The organism is Pseudomonas sp. MH10, assembly GCF_034353045.1.
Classification (GTDB): domain Bacteria; phylum Pseudomonadota; class Gammaproteobacteria; order Pseudomonadales; family Pseudomonadaceae; genus Aquipseudomonas.
Map to the genome: position 1 here is coordinate 2,467,840 of NZ_CP133783.1, position 18,403 is coordinate 2,486,242.

An 18,403-nucleotide genomic window follows, 5' to 3' on the forward strand; every position below is an offset into this window, starting at 1 on the left:
ACTCTGTGCCGGCCGTCAGGCCAGACAACATTTCGGAGCAGCGGCGCAACCGTTTTCTCACAGGCCTTAATCGCGCATATCATGCTGCAACGCGATAGCTTTGGCTATCGCCTCATTGCCAGTTTTACAGTTCGCACGTTTTGCGCGAAGTCAATTGGACGGATCGTTACCCCATCAGATCCAAAAAAAAACGCCCCTCTCCTTAGCAGAGCGGGACGTTTCTGTTCGAGTGCCTGCGTTATTTCAACGTGCGTAAGTGACCAACAACTCAGCGGGCACTTGAAAATCCACCGACATCATCACGCTCAGGGCGGTGATGGTGAGGATCGAGAACACAAACAGTTTGCGTGCCCAAACAGTGTCATCCACCGCCTTGTAGCCCGTCCAAGCCATGTACAACCAGTACATGCCCATGCCTGCCGCGACGGCCAGGTAACTGAAGCCCGCATAACCACCGATGGTCAGCATCAGCGTCGCCACGAGGAACGCCAGGATGTAGATCAAGATGTGCCGTTTGGCGACAACGATACCGCGCAACACCGGAAGCACCGGGATCGACGCAGCTCGGTAATCGTTGAAACGGAAAATCGCGATGGCATAGGAGTGCGGCATCTGCCACAAACTGAACATCACCAACAACGTCAGTGCCGCCAGATCGAAGCTGTTGCTCACCGCGACGTAGCCAATCACCGGCGGCATAGCCCCCGACAGACTTCCGACCAAGGTGCCATGCACCGATTTGCGCTTCAGGTACAGGCTGTAAAAGCCGACGTAAATCACAAAACCGATGACCGCAAACAGCGCTGCCAATGGATTGGCCTTGGTGTAAAGCAAGCCCACCCCGGCGATGCCCAGAACAGTGGCGTAGATCAGGGCCAGTTTCAGCGAAACCAGTCCTTGCACCAACACCCGATTCTTGGTCCGCTCCATCTTCACGTCGATGTCGCGGTCGATGCAGTTGTTAAAGACACAACCGGACGCTACCACCAACGAGGTGCCTATCACCGCAGCCAAAAACACGCCGAAGTCGACATGCCCTTTAGAAGCGAGGAAGAAGCCACCTGCCACCGAAAGCACATTACCGAAAATGATCCCCGGCTTGGTGATTTGGATAAAGTGCTTAAGGGACATTCAGATTCCTCAGTGCGCCATCATGTTCGTGTGGATGCTGTACATCACCCACAACGACAGGCCAACCACGATCACGATGATCAGGATGGTGAAGGCAAAAGCGACGATGTTCCAACGCTGTTCGGACGACCTGTTCATGTGCAGGAAAAACACAAGGTGAACAAAGATCTGCACCACGGCGAACAACACGACGATAGCCAATGTGACCGGCTGCGCGAAGATCGGGTGCATCAACAGACCGAACGGAATAACCGTCAGGATTACTGACAGGAAAAAGCCGATAGCGTAGGACTTCAGGCTGCCGTGGTCGGCACCGGCGCTGCCGACATGAGCATGTTCGGCGCCAGCATGGCTGATATTAGCGTGATCCATTTACAGTGCTCCCATCAGGTAGACAACGGTGAACACGCAGATCCAGACCACGTCCAGGAAGTGCCAGAACAAACTCAGGCAGCTCAAGCGGGTCATGTTGGTTGCGGTCAAACCTTTCTTCTTGACCTGGAACATCAACACGGCCATCCAGATCAAACCGGAGGTCACGTGCAGACCGTGGGTCCCGACCAGCGTGAAGAAGCCGGACAAGAAGGCGCTGCGATCAGGACCGAAGCCTTCAGCGATCAGGTGATGGAATTCGTTGATTTCCATACCGATGAAGCCGAGACCCAGTAAGAAGGTCACTGCCAACCAGGAAATCACGCCCTTCTTATTGCCCTTGTGCATCGCCAGCATGGCGAAACCGTAGGTGATACTGCTGAACAGCAGGCAGAACGTTTCTACCAGGACGTACGGCAGTTCGAAGATGTCTTTGCCCGAGGGGCCACCTGCGACGTTGTTGCTTAGCACCGAGTACGCGGCGAAGATCGTCGCGAACAAGATGCAGTCAGTCATCAGGTAGATCCAGAAGCCGAACACGGTCATTGACCCGGCATCCTCGTGCCCATGCTCCTCAGCATGGGCAATCTGGCTTTCTAATACTAAGTTCGACATGGTTTAAGCCTGCTTAGCCATAAGTTGAAGGCGTTCGTTTTCAATTCGCGCAACTTCTTCGGCAGGGACGTAGTAGTCGATGTCGTCGTCGTTCGAGCGAATGATGAAGGTTGCCACCATCCCGACCAGACCGATCGCAGCCAGCCACCAGATGTGCCAGATCAAAGCAAAGCCAAAGATCAGGCTGCCAAAGCCAATGTAGAAGCCCACACCGGTGTTGCGCGGCATGTGGATTTTCTTGTAATCAGCTGCGGTTTTGGTCTGGATGCCGCGCTCTTTCATTTCCCAGTACGCGTCCAGGTTGTCAACGACCGGCTGCTCGGCAAAGTTGTAGAACGGTGGCGGCGAAGAAGTTGACCACTCCAGGGTCCGGGCATCCCACGGATCGCCAGTCAGATCACGGTTCTTCTCACGGTCACGAATGCTGACAACCAGTTGAATGAGCTGGAACGCGATGCCGACCATGATAATCAACGAGCCCAGGAAGGCAGCGATGAGCCAAGGTGTCCATTGCGGGTTATCGGTGTGGTTCAGGCGACGAGTCATGCCCATGAAGCCCAAAACATAGAGCGGCATGAAAGCCAGGTAGAAGCCGACGAGCCAGCACCAGAACGCGTACTTGCCCAGGCGCTCGTTCAGCGAGAAGCCGAACGCTTTCGGGAACCAGTAGGTGAAGCCTGCCAGGTAACCGAAGACCGCACCGCCGATGATCACGTTATGGAAATGCGCGATCAGGAACAGGCTGTTGTGCAACACAAAGTCCGCGCCCGGCACCGCCAGCAGTACGCCAGTCATGCCGCCGATAGTGAAGGTTACGATAAAGCCCAACGTCCATAGAACCGGGGTGGTGAATTGAAGCCGACCGCGGAACATAGTGAACAGCCAGGTGAAGATCTTCACTCCCGTGGGAACGGCAATGATGATCGTCATGATCCCGAAGAACGCGTTGACGTTGGCACCCGACCCCATGGTGAAGAAGTGGTGCAGCCAAACAACGAACGATAGAATGGTGATTGCGATGGTCGCGTAGACCAACGATTTGTAGCCGAACAGGGTTTTCTTGGCAAACGTCGAGGTCACTTCCGAGAACACACCGAATGCCGGCAGGATCAGGATGTACACCTCAGGATGGCCCCAAGCCCAGATGAGGTTGACGTACATCATCGGGTTACCACCAAGCTCGTTGGTGAAGAAGTGCATGCCCAGGTAACGATCAAGCGTCAGCAGAATCAGGGTGGCGGTGAGGATCGGGAACGACGCCGCGATCAAGATCGCGGTGCACAGGCAGTTCCAGGTGAACACCGGCATTTTCATCAAGGTCATGCCAGGCGCACGCATTTTCAGGATGGTGACAATGAAGTTCACCCCCGTCAGCAAAGTCCCTAACCCGGATAACTGCAAGGCCCAGATGTAGTAATCGACCCCGACGCCCGGACTGTAAGCCAGGCCGGAGAGCGGTGGATAGGCAACCCAACCGGTACGGGCGAACTCGCCGACACCCAGTGACAGGTTAACCAGAACCGCACCGACGACGAACAACCAGAAGCTCAACGAGTTGAGGAACGGGAACGCAACGTCGCGAGCACCAATCTGCAGCGGTACGACGATGTTCATCAGGCCGACCATGAAAGGCATCGCCATGAAGAAAATCATGATCACACCGTGGGCGGTGAAGATCTGGTCGTAGTGTTCCGGCGGCAAATAGCCTTCGTGACCGGCGCTGGCCAAGGCCAACTGTGAGCGCATCATGAGGGCGTCGGCAAAGCCGCGCAGCAACATGACCAGCGCAACGATGATATACATCACCCCGATTTTCTTGTGGTCAACCGAAGTCAACCATTCAGACCACAGATAAACCCATTTACGGTTGTAGCTAATTAGAGCGATCACTCCCGCACCAATCAGAGCGATGACGCACAGCGTCACCATCACTATCGGAACATGGAAGGGAATCGCGTCCAGCGTTAATTTACCGAACATCTGTTACTCCTCTGCCCCGGCAGCCGAATGCTTAGTCATATCCATACCCGTCATTTCGCTCTTCTCACCCGCTTCGTGCTTCATACCGGTGCCTTTGTTCATGCCTTCATACTTATCGATGATGGTCTGGAACAGATCTGGCTGAACGGTGGCGAAGTATTCGACAGGGTGTTTCACGCTAGGCTTGGCGAGTTCGTTGAATTGCGCCAGGTCGAGCTGATTAGGTGCTTTCTTGGCAGCGGCAACCCAAGCGTCGAAATCAGCCTGTGAAGTGGCGTATGCCTTGAATTTTTGGTCGGAGAATCCTTCGCCGGTCAGGTTGGCCGCCATCCCGTCGTACACATGATTCTCGTTGGAGATCAGGTGTAATTTGGTTTCCATACCGGCCATGGCGTAGATCTGACCGCCCAGGCCTGGAATGAAGAACGAACCCATGGTGGCGTCGGAAGTGATCCGAAAGTTAACCGGTACGTTGGCCGGAAACTTGATTTCGTTGACCGTAGCGATGCCCAGGTCCGGATAGATGAACAGCCATTTCCAATCGATCATCACCACTTCAATGGTCACCGGCTTGATGGCCGAGTCCAGCGGTTTGTAAGGGTCGAGGTCGTGACTGGATTTCCAGATCAGTATGCCCAACGCGATAACGATAACGGTCGGAACGCCCCAAACAATGGCTTCGATTTTATGCGAGTGAGCCCAGTTCGGTGCGTAGGTAGCGTTGGTGTTCGAAGCGCGGTATTTCCAGGCGAACACGAACGTCATGATGATTACGGGCACAACGACCAACAACATCAGCACGGTAGCGGTGATGATCAGGTTTTTCTCGTCAATGCCTATCTGCCCTTTGGGATCAAGGACGGACATGCCGCAACCACTGAGCGCGAGCGTGCTCAAAAAGGCCAAGAAGCCTAATAATCTGGGGTACCCTTTTCTACTCATCTCACGACCTCTAAAGCAGCTTGCGCAGTCAGTTGGAATTCGAACGCCGACACTAAAGCCTGCCGGTGTTGGCGTATTTTTTTGATCTGAATAAGGGCCTGCCAAAGCAGCTCAAGAGCCGATCGACAAATCCGAAATTATCTGTGGTTTCTTATTTGAATGGTGGCAACGGCCTGGTTAGCAGACCAATTCCATTTGGTGCGGGTGTTCTGAGGTGTCAACGCCTGATGCTGGCGCTGTCTACTAAGGTCGTAGAGACGCTGGGGGCATCGTTTCTTGCTACTGCGAGCGGTGCTGACTGGTTAATGCTGGCGATTGTAGATATGTAACCATTTGCTGACTATGACTTATTCAGCAACAGTTCATATCAGATTCTGCAAAAATCAAATACCGGGCTAAACCCGGTACAGATAAACGCCCTATATCCACAGATAATGTAGGGCATTTGAATTCTATCCTTGAAGCTCACCGAGCGCTACGGCGGTTACTCATTATTCCCAACGGAACGAGGACTATCGTTAATACAAACGCCACCAACGCCCACTGCGCCAATGACAAACCAAGTATTGGCGGATAGGGCGTGGTGCAGAAGCCATCCACTTGGAAACCCAGCGGAAACAAATACGCCAGCGGCAGGCTGTCGACGATCGGTTGAAGCACATCGATACCGCAGCTTTCGGTCGGGTGCGCAAGAATATAAGCATGACGCCCGGCCACCACCGCGCCACCTATGGCGCTGAGCATCACAAACCCCTCGAACACCGTTGTGCTAAGGCGGCCCGGCATCCACGCGCCAATGAACGCAAAAATGGCGATGAACAACAACGCATAGCGCTGCAAGATACACAGCGGGCACGGCGCCTCATCCAGCACCACCTGCATGTACAACGCACCACCAATCATCGCGAGGCAAATCACCCCCAGCAGCACCAGAAATTTCTTCTCTCGTCTCAGGTACATCAAGTTGTCGCTCATCCCTTTACCCTTCGAATGGTGTGGCACGGAGTGTAAAGGCTCAACGGCTTGATCGCCCAAGATAATCATGGGCAGTCGTTTCCAGCTCAAGCGCACAACCGCTGCCACCGGATCTGTAGGAGGGTTCGCTACATCTTCGATACCGCGCTGTCGAAGAGCAAACGCGGAACAAGTGTGGAGCGGACAAGCCTGCGCCTACAATTCCAGCGCGGCCGCAGGGCCGAAAAACTCGTAACGACTTTGCTGCTCGGGCACGCCCGCTGCCTTGAGCTGGCGCTTGATCGAGGCCATAAATCCTTTCGGACCCAAGAAGTAAGCATCTAGGTCACGGTCTTCAGGCAACCATTGCTCCAGTTGTTGTTGGTCGAGCAAACCGACTGCTTGCGCTTGGGGGCTAACGCCGTCGTCCTCGGCGTAGCAATAAAAGTGCTTCAACTGCGGATGAAGGCTCGCCAAGTCATTAACCCAATCCCGGAACGCATGCACGCCGCCATTACGCGCGCAGTGAATAAAATGCACGGGGCGCGAGGTCGACAGCGCGGTTTCAAGCATGGCCAGTGTCGGCGTAATGCCAACCCCACCGCTGATCAATACCAGCGGTTTGATACTATCGACCAAGGTGAACTCCCCCGAGGGTGTAAACAGATTGATGCGCTCGCCAACGTGCACGTGGTCATGCAGAAAATTCGACGCCACACCATGGGGTTCGCGCTTAACGCTGATACGGTACTGAATGCCATCGGCTATCGCCGACAACGAATAGTTGCGGCGCGTTTCCTCACCGTTGATAAAAAGCTGCAAGCCAATGTATTGGCCTGCGGTGTAATCCAGAACCGCCTCACCGTCGACAGGCACAAAATAGAACGAGGTAATTTCAGTACTTTCATCAACGCGACGAGCCACTTCAAATTCCCGAGCCCCGCGCCAACCGCCAACCGCCTCGGCTTTCTCCTCATAAATAACTCGCTCAGCGCCAATCAAAATATCCGACAGCTGTTTATAGGCATTGCCCCACGCCTGTAAAACTTCAGGGGTTGCGATGTCGCTGCCCAGCACCTCTTCGATGGCGCGAATCAGACAGGTGCCGACGATGGGGTAATGGTGCGGCAAGATCTGTAGCGCAACGTGCTTATTGATGATTTTCGCAACCAAATTGCCCAACTGTTCCAGCTCGTCAATGTGCCGTGCGTACATCAAAACGCCATTGGCTAGCGCACGAGGCTGATCACCACTGGCCTGGTGAGCCTGGTTAAAGAGTGGACGCACCTCGGGGTATTCCCGCAGCATCATTTGGTAGAAATACGTGGTTAAAGTTTCGCCACCGCTTTCGAGGAGTGGCACAGTGGATTTAACAATGGCACGATCATGAGCGTTCAACACGGTATGACTCCTGAGCCGCAAGGCTTTTTAACGGGTTACCTTGACTTATCAGCTTTCGTGCCATGTATTAATCCTATATAAATCAACACCTTGAATATAACGTGTCAAATTGACACTTCCAGAATCGAAGTCAAAAAGACGCAGGCGTGTCTTAATGACTACAGATGCAACGCACCACCGATGACCTTGGGCGCAAATGCTCCTCAAGCCTGCTCCAGGCAAGTCGATAACCCGGCATCGAAAGCTGTTCGCCGCTCATGTACAGCGACGCCTTTAATTCCAGAAGGTTTATATGTCCTCGAATAAAGCCCGCGCAGACTCTCTATCGTTGCTGCTGTTTACCTTGCGCAGCGGCAAAATGATGGCAATCAACTTGCTCAAAGTCAGCGAAATCATCCCCTGCCCTCCCCTGACCCGTTTGCCCGAATCCCACCCACACGTTCAAGGCGTCGCGGTCTTGCGCGGCTTGTCGTTGTCGGTGATCGACCTCAGCCGAGCCATCGGTGAGCAACCGCTGTTGGACCCGTCTGGTGGATGCCTGATCGTCACCGACGTGAGCCGTTCCAAGCAGGGCCTGCATGTCCAGGCGGTGAGCAAGATTGTCCATTGCCTGACCACCGACATCCGCCCCCCCCCTTACGGCTCCGGTAACCGATCATTTATCACCGGCGTCACCCAAGTCGATGGCGTGCTAGTACAGGTTTTGGACATCGAAAAAGTCATCCACGGCATTGCTCCGGCAAAAATTGTCACTGAACCCGCTCAATTGAGCGAAGACGAAGCCCGGGTTTTGTCCAAGGCCAATATTCTGCTGGTGGACGACAGTCAGGTGGCCTTGCAGCAATCCCTGATTACACTGCGCACCCTTGGGGTTCATTGCCACACGGCACGCAGCGCCAAAGAAGCCATCGATCAACTGCTTGAACTACAAGGCACCGCCGAGCAGATCAATGTGGTGGTTTCTGACATTGAAATGTCGGAGATGGATGGCTTTGCATTTACCAGAACGTTGCGCGAGACACCGGATTTCAAGGATTTGTACGTGCTGCTGCACACCTCCCTAGACAGCAAAATGAACAGCGACAAAGCCAGCGCTGCCGGGGCGAACGCTGTGCTGACTAAATTTTCTTCTCCCGAGTTGACTAAATGCTTGATTCAAGCGGCCCGTACGGTCGAGGCCCAAGGCATCTAAACCCAGCCGACTCAGAAGAAGCGTCCGTAACGCTGAGTCATAATTGCGGCCCGTACTGTTGGCTAATGCGGCGTGACGTCCGTCAAGCCAGCAGTCCCCGGCAATGGCCCGGCAGCAGCCATCGAGTCAGGTTCAGCGCAGACATCGCGCCGCAGTTACACGCGCTTTTAGTCATCGGTTACCAACACGGCGGCGGCAGCGTTGCGCCGTATGAGGCTTGGAGCAGTAAGTGCGCTACGGGGCCGGAGTCAGACCCTTCGCTGTGGATAATTGCCGCGGATGAACACGGTTTGATCGGCGCGGCGCACTGCTGGACCAGCGCCTTCATCCGCGATCTGGTGGTCCACCCCCGCGCTCGGCGCCAAGGGCTGGCGCAAGCCTTGCTGAGTCACGCTTTTCATCAATTCCACCTGCGCGGCGAAGCCAGTGTCGACCTCAATGTGCTGGAGACCAATCACGCCGCTCGATGCCTGTATGAAACATCCGGCATGAGTTATGTCCAACGCTCCGCCGTTGACTAACGAGCCCCCACCGAGCCTGTCTGCCATAATTTGGCATTCAATGGACACTGCTCAAAGAGGAACCCGACATGAAAGCATCCCTGCTATTGCTCACAGGCCTTATGGTCATTGGCGCCCAAGCCAATGCATCCAGCGACCAAGCGTGGAGTGATTTGGATAAAGCAATCATCGCCAGCTGTGTGAAAGCCAGCCAACTCAAAGACGTGAAACCGGCAGGCACCGCAGCGCTGTTCGACGACAGCATCGGCTACAGCGCGCTGCTGCTCAAAGGTCACTACCCACAAGCGCACATGAAAAACAAAGTCGGCACCGAGCTGTGCCTGTATCAGCGCCAAAGCCAAACGGCGGTGGTCACCGAATGGGACTCAATGCTAACTCCCGCGAAAAAGTAAGCGCGACCTCTGATTCGCCGCACACACGATCTGATCGGGGCGGTCGCCAAAATATGCCTAACTAGCCACCGCCTTGCCAGCATGGTTTAAACAGCTCACGCGCGCCCCCCCGTACCAACCCCGCTTCAATGGCGTACAACTTGCTACAAACCTGCTTCGGCAGTGACGGTGCGGGTAAATCTGTCACCCTCATCACGCGCTCTAATTTGGCTTTCCACTTCAATGAATACTCAATTTTCTTGTGTAGGGTGCGGCAAGTGCTGCACTGACCATCACGTCCCCCTGACATTGCTCGAAGCCAGACAATGGGCGGCCGATGGCGGTTCGGTGATCGTATTGGCCGAGGCTTTTCTTGAAGATGGATACGGCGTATCAGCGCTGCAACGTACCCACGCACAGCGTCGCTCATGCCAGGTTCCCAGCGGCAGCGCGAGTGTTTACGTGGCCATCACCTTCGCCGCGTATAACCTGGGACCTTGCCGGAATCTTGACGCAGAAAACCTGTGCCGCATCTATGACCGTCGCCCGCTGGTGTGCCGGATTTATCCAATGGAGATCAATCCCCAGATCCCGTTACGACCCGAGGCCAAAGACTGCCCGCCCCAAGCGTGGGAACAGGGACCGGACTTCATCCTCGGAGGCCAAGTGGTGGACGCTCAACTGATAGCTCTCATCGAACAATCGCGGCAGGCAGACCGCGATGAGGTGGCCACCAAAGACGCCATCTGCAAGGTACTGGGGATTCGCACCGCCGCACTCAAGGGCGATGGCTTCACCGCTTATCTGCCGGACATGGCTGCCTTCGCCGCCGCCCTGCAAAAAATCGGCGAGGCCGCTACGTTGCCGCAACTGTCCGCCGAGTCGGGTTGGTCATTTCACGTGTCAGGCCCGCAAATCGCCGATACCCTAAGATCGGCTGGCGCTCAGGTGGTCACCCGTGAGCCCCTGAACTACACCTTCATCTCCTTTACAACAGACGTGAACGATCATCAATGAAGAGCGTGGCGATTGTGATTTTTCCCGGCGTCCAGTCATTGGACGTCGCCGGGCCATTGGATGTGTTCGCTGAAGCTAACCGTTTTGTCCCGGCGGCCAGCAGCTACCGCATCGTGACAATTGGCACCGCGCCCTTTCCGATCATGGCGTCCAACGGCATGCCGCTGGGTGCCGAGTTCGCGATCGAAGATGCTCCCTATGCCTTTGATGTAGTGCTGGTGCCGGGTGGTCCGCTGTTGCCGGAAACCGCGGCCCTCCCGGCTATAACCGCCTGGTTACGCAAAGCGGTGCCGTTGGCCGGGCGCTATGGGTCGATCTGCACCGGCGCATTTATTTTGGGACACGCCGGACTGCTCGATGGCAAACAGGCGGCAACGCACTGGAGCCACGCGCACCAACTGTCCGAGCAATTTCCTTTGGCGCGTGTCGAACCTGACCGGATTTATGTGCGCGATGGCCGGCTCATGACCTCCGCGGGGGTTACCGCCGGGATCGACATGGCCTTGGCATTGGTCTCGGAAGACCACGGGGCCGCAGTGGCATTGTTGGTGGCCAAGCGTTTGTTGGTGGTAGTGCAGCGCCAGGGCGGGCAATCGCAGTTCAGCCCGTATCTGATAGCGCCCGACGATGACAGCTCACCGGTGGCGAAAATCCAGCGCTACGTCATGGAACACATCGCCGAGCCATTCTCCGTGGAGCGGCTGGCGGAAGTGGTCGCCATGAGTCCGCGAAGCTTTGCGCGAATCTTCGCCCGAGACGCGAAAGTGACCCCAGCTGAGTTCGTGCAACGGGCGCGGATCGACGCCGCGCGTCATTTGCTCGAAGGCAGCCAATTAGCGATCAAGGCGGTGGCCTATCACTGCGGCTTTGGCAGTGCCAGCCGCATGCGCCTGATTTTCAGCCAGCGCCTGGGGGTAACGCCGACCCAGTACCGCGAACGCTTTCAGCAGCATGCCTAAGCGCTAAACACGCTAAGGGATCAGCGTTTGCCCATGGACTTGCGCGTGCCATGCGGCGCAGCACCAGGAATCTTGTTGTGGCTGGCTTTGCCGGACTTCTTGTAATACGGCTCTTCCAAGGTCTTCACCGGCGCAAAGTCAGCAGGTTTGAACGAAAACTTGAAGTCGGGAATGATCGCAGCTTTCTTACCTGCGACGATCTCGGTGCCCGGCTCGGCGACGGCTTCAGGAGCTGGCGTGTGTACGGGGGTAGTCATGGAAGCTCCAAAAGTATCGAGTCAGTCGTGTGGCGAATGATGGGCAGTCGCCCAAGGTCGCGCAGCATACCTGAATCCCAGCCGGCCCGCCGCCACCGCCTCCAACCTCCCATCGCCTTCTATTTGTAAAACAAGTCGATGATGACTTCGGCCTCAAACGCACCTGCTTTGGGGTTGGGGGTTTGCCAGACTAATTCAGCATCGAAATCAGCTTTGGCGGACGCGTCATTTCCCAGCAGATCGGCCAGATGGAACGGCTGGTTATACGGCAGCGTGGCCCCATTGCTGGCATTGACGATGCGGATGCCAACACCGTCGTTGGCCACTGGCACCAGAAAATCCCCCGACACGATGCCCGAGACCGGTTTGAACTGCGCGCCGAGGCTGAAAGGCGTGTCACAGGTGCGGTTGGTCACCAACGAAAACGGCCGCCGATCAATCACCCGGCCCACCGCCACCTGCTGAATACCTATCGCGCCAAACTCGACGGTCTCCGGAATGACCTGCAGTTGGGCATCACAGGCGATAAACCGTAGGCCGTTCAGATTATTGATGACGTAGCTGAGGTTATAACCGGGCAACGGGTTCAGCCCCGCCGCGCTGTCCAATTGCAGCAAGCGGTAGTCCAACAATTGGCTGGCCACGCCCGAAGGCGGCGTCGGACCGAATTTTTCGATGAATACCGATAAGGCCAAATTGAAGCTGATACGCGGACAAGCGCCAATATTCGCATCCCCTTCGCTGCACACCGGCAGGCTTTGGCCAGTGCTGAACCGGCCACTGTTTTGGAGATAGTCGACACCATTGAGGGTCAGTCCAGCCCGGATACCCTGCCCGATCAGCCGGTTGTCCGGGTTGAGGTAAATGAAAACCTCTTCCTGCTGAGCCTGCAAACCATCTTTGTAGCACTCGACCTGAACGTTGAACTGCTCCGAGCGCCAGACAATCGTGCCCTCTGGAGCCGACGCAGGGATAGCGACCGTGCTGCCGAGATCAGCCTGGATCACGGAAGCCCCCGTTCCCTTGTCTTTACACACCAACGCGAAACAGGTCGCCGGAATGAACAGTAATAACGCCAATAGGGAGCGGATCCGTCGGGTGTAGGTCATGGTTGAACATCCTTGAGAGAAGCGGCGGCCTGCCGCAAACGAGCGTTGAACGGCGAACGCCCATCAACCTCAGCGCTGTAATAACGCTGACCGCCATAGTCGGTGAGTGCCGTGAAGGACAAGTGATGCCACCCGGGATTGCCGGGCGCGACAGCACCCAGTGGCAAGTTGTGGGTCATCCCCGGTGGCAGCAATTGATAATCGCTGACGAGCTGTTTCCCCGCTGTGCCGTCGAGTTGCAGGTGTTGTAACGAGACGTGGTAAGCCGTGGGATTACTGACCCGCAGAAAACTCGCACCGTCCTCGTCACGCATCAGACTCCACAGCAACGCCTCGGCAGTTTGTGCCGGGTCGCCAGACAAACCCTGCGGTCGATAAAACACGTTGATGCGTTGGCGAATCGCAATGCTTAGCTGGTTCTCACCCTCCACCCGCCGGGGAATTTCCATCACGTACAAATGCAGTAGAGACTCGCGCGTCTGAGGCCTGCCGACGCCTTCATACAGAAGACGCAATGCCTGCTTGCCGTTGGCCGACAGTTGAGACAAATGCGGCGTCAGCGCAAAAGGCAAGTCGTGAGATTGATCGGCGTCGAGATCTTCTGCATCGCTGAGCCACGCCTGGAGCAGCACCTCATGATTGCTACGATTAACCACCTCAATGCTGACTTCGCGAAATGCACCGTCGAAGATCAATCGCGTTCCGCTCAACGACACAGCGGCCTGTGCAGCACTGACGGTGAGCAGCAGGCCCATCCACAACCAACTTGATCGAATCATTGGCAGGTGACCTTCAGTCGTTCATAGGCCCGGGCCGGGTCTTTAGGCGGCAAGCGGTAAGGTACTTGGCAGCTTTGATCGGACCACTTGACCCGTAGCACGCCCGCGTCCTGATCGCTCAAAACCAGTGCGCGACTGGTGGGATCGACCACCGCCAACGGCTTGCCCTGTTCATCTTCAACCGTGGCGCCCAGCGGCACTTTGCTGTCATCGGCACGCACCAGTTCGAATTGCACCCGGCGCCCTATGGACGCGTTGAAATGCACCACACTCACCGCGCCCCGCCTGGGCACCACCTGAACGATGGCGTCTTCGACATCGATGTCGGCGCCCAAACGCCGCGTATCCAGTGCAACCCAATTCGTGCGATAGGGCTGGGCATAAGGCAGCACGGCATAACCATTGGCCGACGTTTCAACGTTGTTGTAGTTGGTCAGCTTCGCGCCTTTGACCTGTGGCACTTGCACCAGCGCGAAGGTTTCACCCAAGGGTTGCCCGAAGTTAATCCCGCCGCTGTGGCCCACCAATGAACCGGAAGCCCCGAGGCTCATTGCATCGTAATCACGGCCTTGGCTATACCCTGCTTCGAAACGGCCATACGGCTTCGTGGTCGTGAGTTTTCCCGAGCCAAACGAGCCAGCGCTACGGTCGTGTCCGGCCTGGACCGAGTAGAAGCTATTTCGGTCTTCCAACATTTGGCCATTGAGCCCCGCTTGGGCGTTGTAATCGCCGCCGCTGTCGCGAACCAGATTGAACGAAGCCCTCGACGATGTTGAGCTTGAACCCAACGGCACTGTCACGCCCACAGAGAGGCGATGGTCAGTGTTCGCTTGCCCATCCGCATTCATCTGCTGATTACGCTCGACCGACAGACTGTAACTGATGGTTTTCCACGCGGCGTTGTACGACAAAAAAAGCTGACGGGTTTTACCTGGCAAGTTCCAATAGCGCTGATCGCTGGCGGTGAGGCTCAACGAGCCTGACTGCGCGGGCAACGATTGACTGATGTTGACTTCCAGCCGGTCTTTTGCCCGACCGACCACGGTTTGACCAATACGCTCGGCCTGTTCATCAACGTGGTCTTCCAGCGTGCGAAATTGGTCCGTGGAATAACGGTAGCCTGCGACGGCAAAGGTGGTGCGGGTCATATCCAGGGTGTTGGCGTAACGCAGGCGAACGCTTTGCCCTTGTCGGGATTGCGCGCGGATCTCACTGATGGACTGCGTGAGGTCCGCCGAAAAAGCCCCCACTGGCGAGTTGATACCGGCGCCAAGGTTGCCCGCCTGATAATCCTGCGCCCATTGCACACCCCCAAAACCGGTTAGCCGCTCGGACACTCCATAAACCAGCGTGCCAGTGGTGAACGCGGGTGTTGCCTGGTAGTCGCTATTGCTGTCGTATTGCCCAAGGGCGAAGCTGTAGCGCAGGGCCCCCTGCGGAATCATGATCGGTAACGACGCAAACGTCTGAGTGAATGAACGCGTACTCCCATTCGCTTCGACGACGGTGACCAAAAGGTCGCCATTGGAACCGCTGGGGTAAATGTCACTGATTTCGAACGGACCGGGGGAGACGGTGCTGCTGTACAACAAATAACCGTTTTGACGGACTTCCACCGTGGCATTGGTTTCGGCAATACCCCGAATCGTTGGCGCATACACCCGCTCACTGTCGGGCAGCATGCCGTCATCCGAATCAATCGCCGCGCCTCTAAACCGCACGCTGTCGAAAATCAATGAATTTGAATAGACCTCACCGAGGGTGAGCTGGCTCCTGAGCGCCGTCAGGTCACGCTGGGCGTAGGTACGATTGCTAGCGAACCGATAAGGCTGATTGCCGCCATAGGTCAGCGAGGATTCATTGCGCAGGCGCCACGCACCGAGGTTAAAACCGTTGCGCAGCCCTAAATAATATTGGTCAGTCTGCTCTTGCTGATTGTGCCGGCGCACCGCACTGAAGTTGTAATTGATAAACGCGGCGGTATCGCCCTCGTCCCACAGTTCTGGTTCCACGTAACCCCGAGCGCTACGCGCCATCGCGGCCTGGGGCACGCTGATGGACAAGCGCAGGCTATTGGGCTGGTATTCGACGCGTGCGAACTGCAGGTGTGTTGGTAAATCAAAACACGCCGTTGGTAGTCCGTCGCTTACTGAGTCAGAAGCCTGCTGCAAGCGCTCAATGTCGAGACCAAAACTCTGGAGCATGTCCAGCGTCAGGCAAGGCTCCACCTTCTTCGATGTCGGGCTTTGCACAAAACGGATGTCACGACGCCCGGCCAAGGTGCGATTGACGTAGACGTCGATACTGTAGGTGCCGGGCAACACGCTGTTCCCACGTAAAAACTCTTCGAGGTCCGCCGGCTCGTTGGTGCCCTGAATAAAAGCAGTATTAAAGGTGACGGGAGCGCTCGGCGAAGAGGTGCTGGCTTGATCGGCTGTTGCGGTCAGCGCAGTCATCGACGCCATGGCGACGCCGACACTGAGCGCACTCAGCTTGCTCGATGCACGCTCTGAAAAATGGCTTGCGAAAAATCGTTTGCTGTTAAGCGGGTACCGTTCCATGTGCAGTTATCACTCAATCCTTGGAGTACAGTCGCGCTGCAGAGTCCTTTCGCACAGGCGCAACCCGCCGAGGATGCGCACAGGTCGCAACTCGGATTGCTCGGTATATGAAGAGGTTTTTAATCGCTATTGGGGAGCGCGATCGCTTTTTTGGAGCACGACGGCACTGGCGATTTCACGCCCGTTTAAGGTGGCGCGATATTGCACCTGCCCACCGAAGTCATTGATGCTGATGAAGCTGACGGACACCGGTCGGTCCCCTGACGGTTTGCTCAGCGTAATGTCCAGCGAATGTTTCGGAGCCAGCATATGACTCTCCTTGTTCATCACCTGAGTGGCGCCGTCATGGGCCTCAATTCGGACCATGGACACGTGGTATGAACCTGGATTACTCACCCGCAGCACGTCATTGCGTAAAAGCTGCCATCGCAGCGTTTGCGGTGCCTCGGCAGGTACATCCCTTAATCCCTGAGGGCGGAAAAACACTTTGATGCGCTGACGAATAGCGATCTGCAAAGCGTTGGCCGCGGCGGTCTGCGGGATCTCTTGAACATTGAGCCAGAACACCGACTCGCGATCCTGAGGCATGTCTGAACCGGCATACATGATCCGCAACAGTTGCTTACCGTCGCCCGGCATGCGAGTTAAGGCAGGGGTGATGACGAACGGCAAATTACCCGTCTCTTCGGCAGTGGCTTCAAGCCAGGATTGCAAAAGGATTTCCCCGCCGCCGCTGTTGTGTACGCCGAAACTGACTTCTTTGTCCTGTGCGGGATAAATGATGCGGGTGGTGTTGAGCACAATGCCCGCTTGAACGCCGGCGGCCGTTATGAGCGCCAGCAATAAGCAGGCGTATCGAATCGGGGTGTAAACCATGATGGCAGTCGCCTGAAAACGAAGTGTGACGGAGTGAGAAAACTCACCCCGTCAATGCTGTTACTCGTAGTCCAGTACGAAAGGCATGAAGCCGTCCGCGTTACCTGGATTGGTCGGCGTGCCGTTAAGCACGTAGACCGCACCGAAATTCAGCTCAGCCGTTGCGCCTCCAGCACCATCCTTGATCAATGGCTTGTCGATGGTTTCGGTACCGCTCAAGTCCATGATCTGGTTCTGAGCGTTCAGCAGGCCAATACCCACGCCATCCGCAGCGCCCGTAGTGCGCAACAGTTTGGAGTCGTTGTTATCCAAACCGCTGCCGGAGCGGGCAACGAAGCGCATTTTTACCGTGCTGTATTGCTCAACGCCCGCACTGCAGTTGACCAGTAACTGAACTGGCGTAGCGGTTTCCAGCTTGGTATCGCTTGCAGCGCCAATATCAGAGAACGATACGTTGCCCAGATCAACGTTGATGTCCCCATTAGGACCCGCGCCAACGCCAGCGCCCGGGCCGACTGCGCAGGAAATGTTCGTCAGCGTGCCGTTGAACACCAATTTCCCGTTATTTGCAGCGTTTGCAGTGCTCATTGCACCCAAACCAACAGCGCCCAGTACAGCTAATGCGAGAGAGAGTTTTTTCATAAGAATAACATTCCTTGTGTGTGTTCATGTTTGCCCATCACTGGACGAGCTGAACTATAACGATCCGATCCAAAGGCCGCTGTCAGAATAACCATCTTATTGATAACGACTTGGCAACAGTGGATGCAGGCCTTTTCCGTAGGCAAATTCAGATTAATGATTAAACACCCAAAAAACCGGGGCTTACAGCGCGGACACAACATGTAAAACCTTGGCAAAGGTAGGAATTACGAATAGGTAACTTAGAGAGTGTATGAAGCTGAAACCATTTTTAGGGTGAGTTACTGACTATTGATAGGTCACGATGACAACTCCGACGGCGGATGTGTCATTTTTAGCGGCGCCGCCGAATGACACATTGAAGGCCGCGTCATCGCCGCTGCAAGCATTGCGATAGCGGTCCAGGCCCACGATGACAGGGGGTGAAACCCGAATCAGCTGTGTCTGCCTCAAGGATTTCATGTCAACCAACCGCCGGACCTCGCACGATGATCTGACAACCTGGCCTTTGAATTTAATACCGTTACCATTGGCGACAACTTCGGCGCTGAAAGCCAGAATCACTATAGAAAACAGGATAAAACCCACTGTTTTTTTGCTCATCGCACTGCTCCGCCTGAAGCGTTTCACTCTAAGAAAGGAAAGCTTCATGTAGGAACTTTCCTATCTTTTCTTTCAGCAACCTTTCAACACGCGTTCAATCATTTACATTAAAAAACAATAT

At 55.7% G+C, this 18,403-nt stretch carries 19 protein-coding genes; 5 read left to right on the forward strand and 14 right to left on the reverse strand.

Annotation, left to right across the window (positions count from 1 at the left end; translation table 11 throughout):
• Window positions 1-243: 243 nt before the first annotated feature.
• From cyoE to hmpA, 7 genes are all read right to left on the reverse strand, one after another.
• On the reverse strand, window positions 244-1,131 hold the full coding sequence (gene cyoE / locus RHM59_RS11030) for a heme o synthase (protein ID WP_322167923.1): 888 nt from the start codon (window positions 1,129-1,131) through the stop codon (window positions 244-246).
• A 9-nt stretch (window positions 1,132-1,140) separates the two neighbouring features.
• Window positions 1,141-1,503, reverse strand: a complete 363-nt coding sequence (cyoD, locus tag RHM59_RS11035; RefSeq protein ID WP_322167922.1) for a cytochrome o ubiquinol oxidase subunit IV — start codon at window positions 1,501-1,503, stop codon at window positions 1,141-1,143.
• On the reverse strand, window positions 1,504-2,118 hold the full coding sequence (locus RHM59_RS11040; protein WP_322167921.1) for a cytochrome o ubiquinol oxidase subunit III: 615 nt from the start codon (window positions 2,116-2,118) through the stop codon (window positions 1,504-1,506). It abuts the gene before it with no gap.
• 3 nt (window positions 2,119-2,121) lie between these two features.
• Entirely contained in the window at window positions 2,122-4,098 is a 1,977-nt protein-coding gene (gene cyoB, locus RHM59_RS11045; RefSeq protein WP_322167920.1) for a cytochrome o ubiquinol oxidase subunit I, read from the reverse strand.
• Window positions 4,099-4,101: 3 nt separating this feature from the next.
• Window positions 4,102-5,040: a ubiquinol oxidase subunit II gene (gene cyoA / locus RHM59_RS11050; protein ID WP_322167919.1), complete on the reverse strand. Its 939-nt coding sequence runs from the start codon at window positions 5,038-5,040 to the stop codon at window positions 4,102-4,104.
• A 465-nt stretch (window positions 5,041-5,505) separates the two neighbouring features.
• Complete coding sequence (locus RHM59_RS11055; RefSeq protein ID WP_322167918.1) at window positions 5,506-6,015, reverse strand: disulfide bond formation protein B; 510 nt, start codon at window positions 6,013-6,015, stop codon at window positions 5,506-5,508.
• A 195-nt stretch (window positions 6,016-6,210) separates the two neighbouring features.
• The gene (hmpA, locus tag RHM59_RS11060) at window positions 6,211-7,395 is read right to left on the reverse strand and encodes an NO-inducible flavohemoprotein (RefSeq protein ID WP_322167917.1); all 1,185 of its coding nucleotides are present in this window, start codon (window positions 7,393-7,395) and stop codon (window positions 6,211-6,213) included.
• Window positions 7,396-7,687: 292 nt separating this feature from the next.
• Between hmpA and RHM59_RS11065 the strand changes: the two genes are divergently transcribed.
• The 5 genes from RHM59_RS11065 to RHM59_RS11085 all read left to right on the forward strand — a co-directional run bounded on the left by RHM59_RS11065 (window position 7,688) and on the right by RHM59_RS11085 (window position 11,455).
• Window positions 7,688-8,587, forward strand: a complete 900-nt coding sequence (locus RHM59_RS11065; protein ID WP_322167916.1) for a chemotaxis protein — start codon at window positions 7,688-7,690, stop codon at window positions 8,585-8,587.
• 65 nt (window positions 8,588-8,652) lie between these two features.
• A complete protein-coding gene (locus RHM59_RS11070) occupies window positions 8,653-9,108 on the forward strand; it encodes a GNAT family N-acetyltransferase (RefSeq protein WP_322167915.1) in 456 nt (151 codons plus the stop codon).
• A 68-nt stretch (window positions 9,109-9,176) separates the two neighbouring features.
• On the forward strand, window positions 9,177-9,500 hold the full coding sequence (locus tag RHM59_RS11075; RefSeq protein WP_322167914.1) for a hypothetical protein: 324 nt from the start codon (window positions 9,177-9,179) through the stop codon (window positions 9,498-9,500).
• 222 nt (window positions 9,501-9,722) lie between these two features.
• Window positions 9,723-10,496: a YkgJ family cysteine cluster protein gene (locus RHM59_RS11080; RefSeq protein WP_322286552.1), complete on the forward strand. Its 774-nt coding sequence runs from the start codon at window positions 9,723-9,725 to the stop codon at window positions 10,494-10,496.
• A complete protein-coding gene (locus tag RHM59_RS11085) occupies window positions 10,493-11,455 on the forward strand; it encodes a GlxA family transcriptional regulator (protein WP_322167912.1) in 963 nt (320 codons plus the stop codon). Before RHM59_RS11080 ends, RHM59_RS11085 begins: the two co-directional genes overlap by 4 nt.
• A gap of 20 nt (window positions 11,456-11,475) precedes the next feature.
• Here the strand turns inward: RHM59_RS11085 and RHM59_RS11090 are convergent, their stop codons facing one another.
• The 7 genes from RHM59_RS11090 to RHM59_RS11120 all read right to left on the reverse strand — a co-directional run bounded on the left by RHM59_RS11090 (window position 11,476) and on the right by RHM59_RS11120 (window position 18,330).
• Complete coding sequence (locus RHM59_RS11090) at window positions 11,476-11,712, reverse strand: hypothetical protein (RefSeq protein WP_322167911.1); 237 nt, start codon at window positions 11,710-11,712, stop codon at window positions 11,476-11,478.
• Window positions 11,713-11,831: 119 nt separating this feature from the next.
• The gene (locus RHM59_RS11095; RefSeq protein ID WP_322167910.1) at window positions 11,832-12,821 is read right to left on the reverse strand and encodes a fimbrial protein; all 990 of its coding nucleotides are present in this window, start codon (window positions 12,819-12,821) and stop codon (window positions 11,832-11,834) included.
• Complete coding sequence (locus RHM59_RS11100) at window positions 12,818-13,600, reverse strand: molecular chaperone (protein WP_322286553.1); 783 nt, start codon at window positions 13,598-13,600, stop codon at window positions 12,818-12,820. Before RHM59_RS11100 ends, RHM59_RS11095 begins: the two co-directional genes overlap by 4 nt.
• On the reverse strand, window positions 13,597-16,056 hold the full coding sequence (locus RHM59_RS11105; protein WP_416195093.1) for a fimbria/pilus outer membrane usher protein: 2,460 nt from the start codon (window positions 16,054-16,056) through the stop codon (window positions 13,597-13,599). The genes RHM59_RS11100 and RHM59_RS11105 overlap by 4 nt, the downstream gene beginning before the upstream one ends.
• Window positions 16,057-16,287: 231 nt before the next feature.
• Complete coding sequence (locus RHM59_RS11110; RefSeq protein ID WP_322286554.1) at window positions 16,288-17,037, reverse strand: molecular chaperone; 750 nt, start codon at window positions 17,035-17,037, stop codon at window positions 16,288-16,290.
• A 60-nt stretch (window positions 17,038-17,097) separates the two neighbouring features.
• On the reverse strand, window positions 17,098-17,679 hold the full coding sequence (locus RHM59_RS11115) for a fimbrial protein (protein WP_322167907.1): 582 nt from the start codon (window positions 17,677-17,679) through the stop codon (window positions 17,098-17,100).
• A 288-nt stretch (window positions 17,680-17,967) separates the two neighbouring features.
• Window positions 17,968-18,330 (reverse strand): hypothetical protein, encoded by a 363-nt coding sequence (locus RHM59_RS11120; protein WP_322286555.1) that lies wholly within the window; start codon window positions 18,328-18,330, stop codon window positions 17,968-17,970.
• Between the last annotated feature and the right edge of the window lie 73 nt (window positions 18,331-18,403).